This window comes from Marinitoga sp. 1155 (assembly GCF_001021175.1).
Taxonomy (GTDB): Bacteria; Thermotogota; Thermotogae; order Petrotogales; family Petrotogaceae; genus Marinitoga.
Map to the genome: position 1 here is coordinate 20,576 of NZ_AZAX01000032.1, position 8,268 is coordinate 28,843.

The 8,268-nt window shown below is 29.4% G+C and carries 8 protein-coding genes; 5 read left to right on the plus strand and 3 right to left on the minus strand.

The window, feature by feature from the left end; all coding sequences use genetic code 11:
• The first annotated feature begins 68 nt into the window (after positions 1-68).
• The 4 genes from glgP to X274_RS09160 all read left to right on the plus strand — a co-directional run bounded on the left by glgP (position 69) and on the right by X274_RS09160 (position 5,856).
• Positions 69-2,636, plus strand: a complete 2,568-nt coding sequence (gene glgP / locus X274_RS09145) for an alpha-glucan family phosphorylase (RefSeq protein WP_047266532.1) — start codon at positions 69-71, stop codon at positions 2,634-2,636.
• Positions 2,637-2,821: 185 nt separating this feature from the next.
• The gene (locus tag X274_RS09150; protein WP_047266533.1) at positions 2,822-3,322 is read left to right on the plus strand and encodes a ferritin-like domain-containing protein; all 501 of its coding nucleotides are present in this window, start codon (positions 2,822-2,824) and stop codon (positions 3,320-3,322) included.
• Positions 3,323-3,394: 72 nt separating this feature from the next.
• Complete coding sequence (locus tag X274_RS09155) at positions 3,395-5,284, plus strand: thiamine pyrophosphate-dependent enzyme (protein ID WP_047266534.1); 1,890 nt, start codon at positions 3,395-3,397, stop codon at positions 5,282-5,284.
• Positions 5,281-5,856, plus strand: coding sequence for a 2-oxoacid:acceptor oxidoreductase family protein (locus tag X274_RS09160; protein ID WP_047266535.1), 576 nt, complete (start codon positions 5,281-5,283; stop codon positions 5,854-5,856). The genes X274_RS09155 and X274_RS09160 overlap by 4 nt, the downstream gene beginning before the upstream one ends.
• Before the next feature lie 21 nt (positions 5,857-5,877).
• Here the strand turns inward: X274_RS09160 and X274_RS09165 are convergent, their stop codons facing one another.
• Entirely contained in the window at positions 5,878-6,129 is a 252-nt protein-coding gene (locus tag X274_RS09165; RefSeq protein ID WP_047266536.1) for a hypothetical protein, read from the minus strand.
• 180 nt (positions 6,130-6,309) lie between these two features.
• Between X274_RS09165 and X274_RS11670 the strand changes: the two genes are divergently transcribed.
• Positions 6,310-6,930: a LexA family protein gene (locus tag X274_RS11670; RefSeq protein WP_052913273.1), complete on the plus strand. Its 621-nt coding sequence runs from the start codon at positions 6,310-6,312 to the stop codon at positions 6,928-6,930.
• 60 nt (positions 6,931-6,990) lie between these two features.
• Here the strand turns inward: X274_RS11670 and X274_RS09175 are convergent, their stop codons facing one another.
• Together X274_RS09175 and X274_RS09180 are read right to left on the minus strand one after the other, a co-directional pair.
• Complete coding sequence (locus X274_RS09175; protein ID WP_197073352.1) at positions 6,991-7,137, minus strand: transposase; 147 nt, start codon at positions 7,135-7,137, stop codon at positions 6,991-6,993.
• A 109-nt stretch (positions 7,138-7,246) separates the two neighbouring features.
• A partial coding sequence (locus X274_RS09180) for a PD-(D/E)XK nuclease domain-containing protein (RefSeq protein WP_047266538.1) occupies positions 7,247-8,268 on the minus strand: 1,022 nt, incomplete at its 5' end.

Below are 8,268 nucleotides of genomic sequence, written 5' to 3' on the forward strand. Positions count from 1 at the left end.
TGCATAAAAACAATAATTTTTGGTATAATATGTATTGGATATATTAAATTTTGGAGGGAGGACTTTCCATGGAATTTATTTCAAAGATAAATGTTTTACCAAAAATACCTGAAAAACTTTCAAGGCTACCGGAATTAAGTAAAAATCTTTGGTGGACATGGAATTACGATGCCCAGGAGATATTCGAAAGAATAGACGAAAAATTATGGGTAGAAGTCAACAGAAATCCTGTACTATTTTTAAAAAAAGTTAGTCAAAAAAAGTTAAATGAAGCTGCAGAAAATAAAGCCATAATATCATTATACTCACAGGTTATTGAAAAATTTAATACTTATATGAAAGCAGAAAATACATGGTTTAAATCTACACACAGAGAATATAAAGGCGGAGAATTTGCTTATTTTTGTGCCGAATATGGCCTTCATGAATCATTTCCAAATTATTCCGGAGGACTTGGTGTTCTTGCTGGAGATCACTTGAAATCATCAAGTGACCTTGGAATACCACTTGTAGCAGTTGGTTTATTATATAAACAGGGTTATTTTGAACAAAGAATTAATTCTGAAGGTTGGCAGGAAGCTATATTTAATCCATACGATTTTGATAATTTCCCGGTAATACCTGCCAAAGACAAAGAAAATAATGACATATATATTACCGTTGAAATGGAAAATAGAAAAGTATATGCAAAAGTATGGAAATTACAGGTTGGAAGGATAAACCTCATATATCTTGATACAGATATTCCACAAAATGACCCAGAAGATAGAATGATAACATATCAACTCTACGGTGGAGATCAAGAAATGAGAATCAGACAGGAAATGTTATTGGGAATAGGTGGAGTAAGAGCATTAAGAGCTATAGGATATAATCCTTCTGTATGGCATATGAATGAAGGACATTCTGCATTTTTGGGCTTAGAAAGGATTAGAGAACTTGTTCAGGAAAAAGGATTATCTTTCAGAGAAGCTGTACAGGCTGTAAAAGCAAGTGCAGTATTTACAACACACACACCTGTACCAGCTGGGCATGATGCTTTCCCATTTTATTTAATGGATAAATACTTTAAAAATTATTGGCCACAATTAAAAGCTTCCAGAAGGGAATTTCTTGATTTAGGCGCAGAAATAAGACCTGACGGTTCTGAATTATTTTCCATGACCACGCTGGCTTTAAATCTCTCCTCAAGAGCTAACGGCGTAAGTAAATTACACGGCGAGGTTTCAAGAGATCTAGCTAAAGATATATGGAAAGGTCTGGAAGCTGTAGAAGTTCCAATCACTCATGTTACAAATGGTGTTCATGCAACAACATGGATCTCAAAAGAATTGCAGGATTTGTTCTCAAATTATTTAGGCAAAGATTGGCATGAAAAAATTGATGATCCAGATTTGTGGAAAAAAATCGACAATATTCCTGATGAAGAATTATGGAATGTAAGAAAAGGATTAAAGAAAAAACTTATTGAATTTATCCATGAAAGAACAAAGTTGCAAAGAATGAGACATGGTGAAACTGTAGAACAATTAGAAGAAATCGATAAAATATTGAATCCTGATGCTTTAACAATAGGTTTTGCAAGACGATTTGCTACATATAAAAGAGCAACTCTTATATTTAAAGATTTAGATAGATTAAAGAAAATACTAAATAATCCAGAAAGACCTGTTCAACTTATTTTTGCTGGAAAAGCTCACCCCGCTGACAAACCAGGTCAGGAATTAATTAAACGAATTTATGAAATTTCAAGAATGCCTGAATTTAAAGATAAAATTGTCTTTATAGAAAATTATGATATGAATGTAGCAAGACATTTAGTTGCCGGAGTTGATATATGGCTAAATAATCCAAGAAGACCCAGAGAAGCCAGCGGAACAAGCGGTCAAAAGGCTGGTATGAATGGCTCTCCAAACTTCAGTGTATTAGATGGTTGGTGGGTTGAAGGATATAATAGGAAAAACGGATGGGCAATTGGAGATGAAAGAGATTATATAGATCTTGAATTACAAGATAAAATAGATAGTGTATCTATATATAATACATTAGAAAAAGAAATCGTTCCATTATATTATGATCATAACGAAGAATTAGGAGTATCAAGAGAATGGATAAAAATAATGAAAGAATCTATAATTTCTGTAACCTCATTCTTTAATACCCATAGAATGCTCAAAGAATATACACAAAAATTATATATGACTGCAGCAGAATTAGGAGAAAAGTTCATTAAAGATGATTTTTCTATAGCCAGAAAATTCTCAAGCTGGGTAGAAATATTAGAAAGAAATTGGGACAGTATTAAAATTAAAGTATTATCAAATGTAAAAGAAGACGTTACATATACAACAGAAGGCAAAATAGAAGTAAAGGCCGAAGTGTATTTACCCGGAATTGGACCTGATTCGATATTAACCCAGATAGTTCTGGCTAAATTAGAAGATAATAAGGTAAAGTCTTTAAAATCATTTGATATGAAATTAAATAAAGAAGTTAATAAAGATACATATTTATTTGAAGGTGAATTTGAGGTCGATGAAAGAGGTCAATATGGCTGGAATGTTAGAATTATACCTTTTAACCCAATAATGCCTTATCAACATTATTTGATTGGATTTGTAAAATACCCACAATAAAAAAAGAGATCTCTTTAATCTCTAAAATATATAGTTTTAAAGTTTTTTTGTGTTTTCAAGAATTTGGAAAGAATAAAAAAATACCGCGAAAGCGGTATTTTTTTATTAGATTGAAATTTATTTTTAAAATTGCTAAAAATATGATATAATTACAAATATATAATAAATAATAAGGGGGAATTAAAATGAAAGATGGTATTCTTGGCATTTTAAATTATGCATTAGCAAAAGAAATTGAAGGAAAAAACTTTTACAAAAGCAAATTAGACAATATTTCAAATCTTCAATTAAAAGAAATTTTTTCTATGTTGGTAGAAATGGAACAAGGACATGCTGAATATATAAAAAAACTAATAAAAAAATACGAAGATGAAAAAAATTTAGACGTAGAATTCGAAGAAGATAATGAGAACTTATTTCAAACAAGAGAAGAAAAAGAAATCACAGGCGGTAAAATAGAAGAAATGACTTTAGACTTATCTGTTGTTAAAATGGCATATTTAATCGAAGATGATTTTATGAAATTTTATAAAAATGCTGCAGAAAAAGTAGAAAACAATGATGCAAAAAAATTATTTGAAAAATTATCCAAATGGGAAGAAACCCACAGAGATATACTATACAATATATACAGGGATCTTTCCAATGACTATTGGATTAAAATGAATTTCACACCATTATATTAATAATAAAGGAATGGACTTTCCATTCCTTTATTATTTTCTACAAAAAATATTTATTAATAGCGAGGTGAGATAGTGAAAACCTTAGGTGAAATATTAATATCTAAAAATCCAATAAGTGAAATTGTTATGGGAAATCATGCGCTTGTTAGAGCAATGCTCGAATCCGGCGTAAAAGTAGTAACTTCTTATCCCGGCTCTCCTACACCAGAAATTGCAGAAGGTATAAGAAGTATTCCAAAAGATAAAAATCCAATGTATTTTGAATTTTCTGTAAATGAAAAAGTTGCAACTGAAGTTGCTTTTGGTGCTTCAATGAACGGACATTTATCTACTGTCTTTTTTAAAAGTGTGGGATTAAACGTAGCTGCTGATTCTTTTGTTCAGCTTGGACTATTTGATTTAATCGGAGGTATGATTATAGTTTTAGGCGACGATCCTGGTGCAAATTCCTCACAAAACGAACAGGATAACAGGCATTTTTCAAAACTTTCATATATTCCTATGTTTGAACCAAATTCACCAAAAGAAGTATACGAAATGTTCAAAGAGGCTGCTAAAATATCCAAAGATTTACACATGCCAATAATTTTAAGATTAACAACTCATGTGTGTCATGCAAAAGAAAAAATAGATTTCGATAAATTGATTATAGAGGAATATGATTACTCACCAAAATTCGACAACTTCAATGCTCCACATATTCCAATTGCTGCCCGAGCACTCGACATGAAAAGAAAGTCCCTAAAAAGACTGGATATATTTAAAAACATAACACAAAATTCCAGATTCAACGAATATATCGATAATGGAAATAAAAATAAGGGAATAATTGTAACTGGATTACCATATCTATCATTACTTGATGTTTTAGAATACTCAAAAGAAAAGATTGATATTTTAAAAATTGGGATTGTAAATCCTCTACCTGAAAAAATAATAATAGATTTTCTGAAAACTCATAAAGAAGTAAAAATATTAGAAGAATTGGATGACATTATGGAAAAGGATATAAAATCGTTAGCTTTCGATCATAAAATAGATGTAAAAATTATAGGAAAACTTGATATCGAAGATTGGATTGGGGAATATAAACCTGATAAGGTATATGAAATATTAAGAAAAACATGGCCGGAAATATTAGAAAAAATAGACATCAACATTCCAGAAATAAAATTAAATCCAAGACCTCCACAATTATGCCCAGGGTGTGGTCATAGGTCAGCATTTCATGCAATAAAATATGCCTTAAAAGACACGGATATTACAGTTGCAGATATAGGATGCCATACATTGGGATTTTTAGAACCGTATAATATGGGTCAGGTTTTATTATCAATGGGCCATTCCACTTCCACTGGTGCGGGTTTATCATTATTTAATAAAACCAGGAATGTCATTGCATTTTTAGGTGATTCAACATTATTTCATGCCGGAATACCTGGTATAGTAAATGCTATATTCAATAATCATAATTTAACTTTAATAATAATGGAAAACGGAACTACAGCAATGACAGGACATCAAGATTTACCATCAATAGGAAAAAATTTTAACGGTCCCTCAGAAGCAATTCCTATAAAAAGGTTACTCGAAAGCTTAGGGGTAAAATTCATTAAAGAAGTAGATACATACAATCAAAAAAAATTAAGAGAATATGTAATAGAAGCTTTAAATACAGATGGATTTAAAGTTATTATAGCAAAACATCCCTGTATGTTAAAACTAACACGCGAGCAAAGAAAAAAGGGAATATTTAAAAACAACAAAGTCGAAGTCACAAGTAAATGTGATCATCAATATACATGTATAAGTGATTTTGGATGTCCTGCATATCAAATAACTCCTGAAGGAGATGTATGGGTACAGGAAGATTTATGTATAGGTGATGGTTCATGTATACAAACTTGCCCCACAAATGCTTTAAGTTTTAAAATTGTATCAAAAGGGGGAGATAAACAATGAAAATATTCAATATTTACTTAATTGGTGTTGGTGGACAGGGTATTGGATTATTAAGCGAAGTAATAATAAGAGCAGCTGATAAAGCTAATTTACCTGTAAAGGGTGTTGATACTCACGGATTAGCCCAAAGAGGGGGAACAGTATCTTCTAATATACGGATTGGAAATGTTAATTCTCCATTAATTATGAAAAATCAAGCAGATTTAGTAGTAGCTTTAGAACGACATGAAGCATTAAGAGGTATGAATGATTATTCAAAAAATAATTCTACAGTCATTTATTATGACACAGTCTGGCAACCTTTGGATGTAAGATTAAGAAAAAACAAAGAAATTAATAATGACGTATTATTAAAAGTAGCTAACAAAAGAAATATTAATTTAATAAAAGTATATATCGATGATTTAAACGATGCAAGAATGCAAAATATGGCTGTTTTAGCAACAATGGCTAAATACAATTTAATTCCAAACGTACAAAAAAATCACTACATTGCAGCTATAAAAGATTTATTAACAGGAAATATTTTAAAAAATAATATTGAATTATTTGAAAAAATTTATGAAATTTAGGAGCCATAATCGGCTCCTTTTTTATGCAATTGAAGAAGTGCGAGTTCTTTTCTTTGATTTAAACAATTCTTGAATTTCTCTATCAAAAATTATTTTTATATAATTTTCTAATTCGTCAATAGAATTTAATTTTAAAATTTCATTTTCTGTAATCTTGTTTTCCAACCCTATTAATTCTAATAAAAATTTATTTTGCTCTGAATTAAACAAAAAAGTTTTAAAATAATGCCTTTTATTTTCATACCATTGTATTAACTCTTGTGTTTTTATCATTACATTACCCCCTTTTAGTGTTTTGGAAATTTTTATAATCTACTATTTTGTATCTTGATTTTATGTTACTACAAATAAATCAAAAATACAATTAAGAAAAGGTAAAAAATAGGTAACAAATCTACCATCAGGTAGAAAATGGTGTATAATATATATATACAATAAAGGCGAGGTGAAATAATGTCAAATCTTATAGGCAAAAGAATTGAACTTTTAAGAAAAAGAAAAGGCCTATCGAGAGAAAAATTGGGATATATCATAGGTATAGCAGGTAATAGTGTATATAGAATTGAATCTGGTATGAATTTACCATCTGCAGAAGTTATAATTGAATTAGCAAAATACTTTAATGTATCTACAGATTATATACTAGGTCTTGATACAGAATCGGACGAAGAAAACATAGTAAAGGTACAGATGAAAAAAATTCCGGTATATGAAAAAGTCGCCGCTGGTCGTTCCGGTATAGCAGAACCGATAGATTATCCTATTGATGAAATATACATTCCGGTAGGTTCAAAAGGAGAGTTTGCAGTTGAAGTTATTGGAGATAGTATGGAGCCAGAAATAAAAGAAGGCGACTATGTTATTATCGACCCTAATGCATATGTAGAATCTGGAAATAGAGTAGTTGCATTAATAAACGATGGTGCAGATGCGCTTGTAAAAGTTTATAGAAAAGCAATGGAAGGTCCTGCTATGCTTTACAGTTTAAATCAAAAATACGAACCTATAATCTTAACAGAAGATTTAAAGTGGGAAATTATTGGTAAGGTTGTTAGTCTATATAGAAGATATTAAAAAGATATTTATTTCCACTTTATAAAACCAGCCATCAAATTACGATGGCTGGTTTAGTATTTAATTTATTATTGCACTAATATCTTTTACATAATCTCTAATACTTAAGTCTTTTGAATACAAAAATAATACCATATCTTCAATAGCTAAAATATATCTTTGTCTTTTCTTAACAATTTGTGGGTCAAATTTCCCAGCTAATAACATATAAAAGTTTTGAAAATCTAAGAAGAAATATTTAAGAAACATTATTTTATAATAATTACTATTAATCAGCTATCCTCAATTCACACAGAATTTTAGATAGTCCCGAGTTTTAGTTTTTTTCCTCAATATATTTAGCCTCTTTTCCAACAAAAACAATTATATACTTTTTCATCGTTTCATTTTTTGGGTTTAATTCATATGATTTTTTGTATTTTTCTATTTGTTCTTTTGCTTCTTTTACTTTCCTTTTTAATTTTTCTTCTGTGTATTCTTTTTGTTTTATATATTTTACTTCTATTATCGCTTCATATGGTACTTCTTCGTATCTTTTGAACATTGCTATGTCTATATACCCATTTTCTACTGGATATTCCATTTTTACCATTGCATATGGCGTTAATACTAAATAACTATACATTATTGCTTTTATGTATTTTTCATCTAATCCCATGAATATTCTGTTGTCCATTTTGCTCAATAGGTTTTCTATTTCTTTGGCAAAGCTTTTTATTTCTCCATCTGATAATATCTTTCTTACCGCTATTTCTATTGGTTCTGGGTCTATGTATTCTGTTAGTTTTTCTTCTATGTATTCTGTGAAATATTCTGAGAATATTTTTTTCATTGAGTAATTTGGTATTTTTAGATATGTTATTATTCCTTTTTTTTCAAAAGTCATGAATCCCAGATAGAATAATAATGATTTTATGTCTTTTATTTCTATCCTTTTTCCTGGATTAAACATTGTTGTGAGTTCTGTTAATTCTGTTTTTCCTGTTAATAGTATTTCATTTAACAGTTCTCCTATTATTCTTTTTGATGTTGTTTTTTCTCTTTCTTCTTTGGTTTCTTCTTTGTCTATTTTTACTCCAAGCAATTCTCCTAAGCTAAATAGATTCTGTACTTTTTTGTAATCACTCATTATGTTGTCATCTATTATTTTTTCTGGTGGTTTTTTTTCTGAAAAATATTCTGTTATAAAATAAAAGACCATGTCAGGATTATATACTTTTTCTTTTGCGTTTATGTTGAATATATATCCATTATAATTTTCTTGCATTTCTTTTAATAATTTTTCTGAATATATGTCATAATATTCCAATAATTCTTTTACTTCTGCTTCTTTGAATC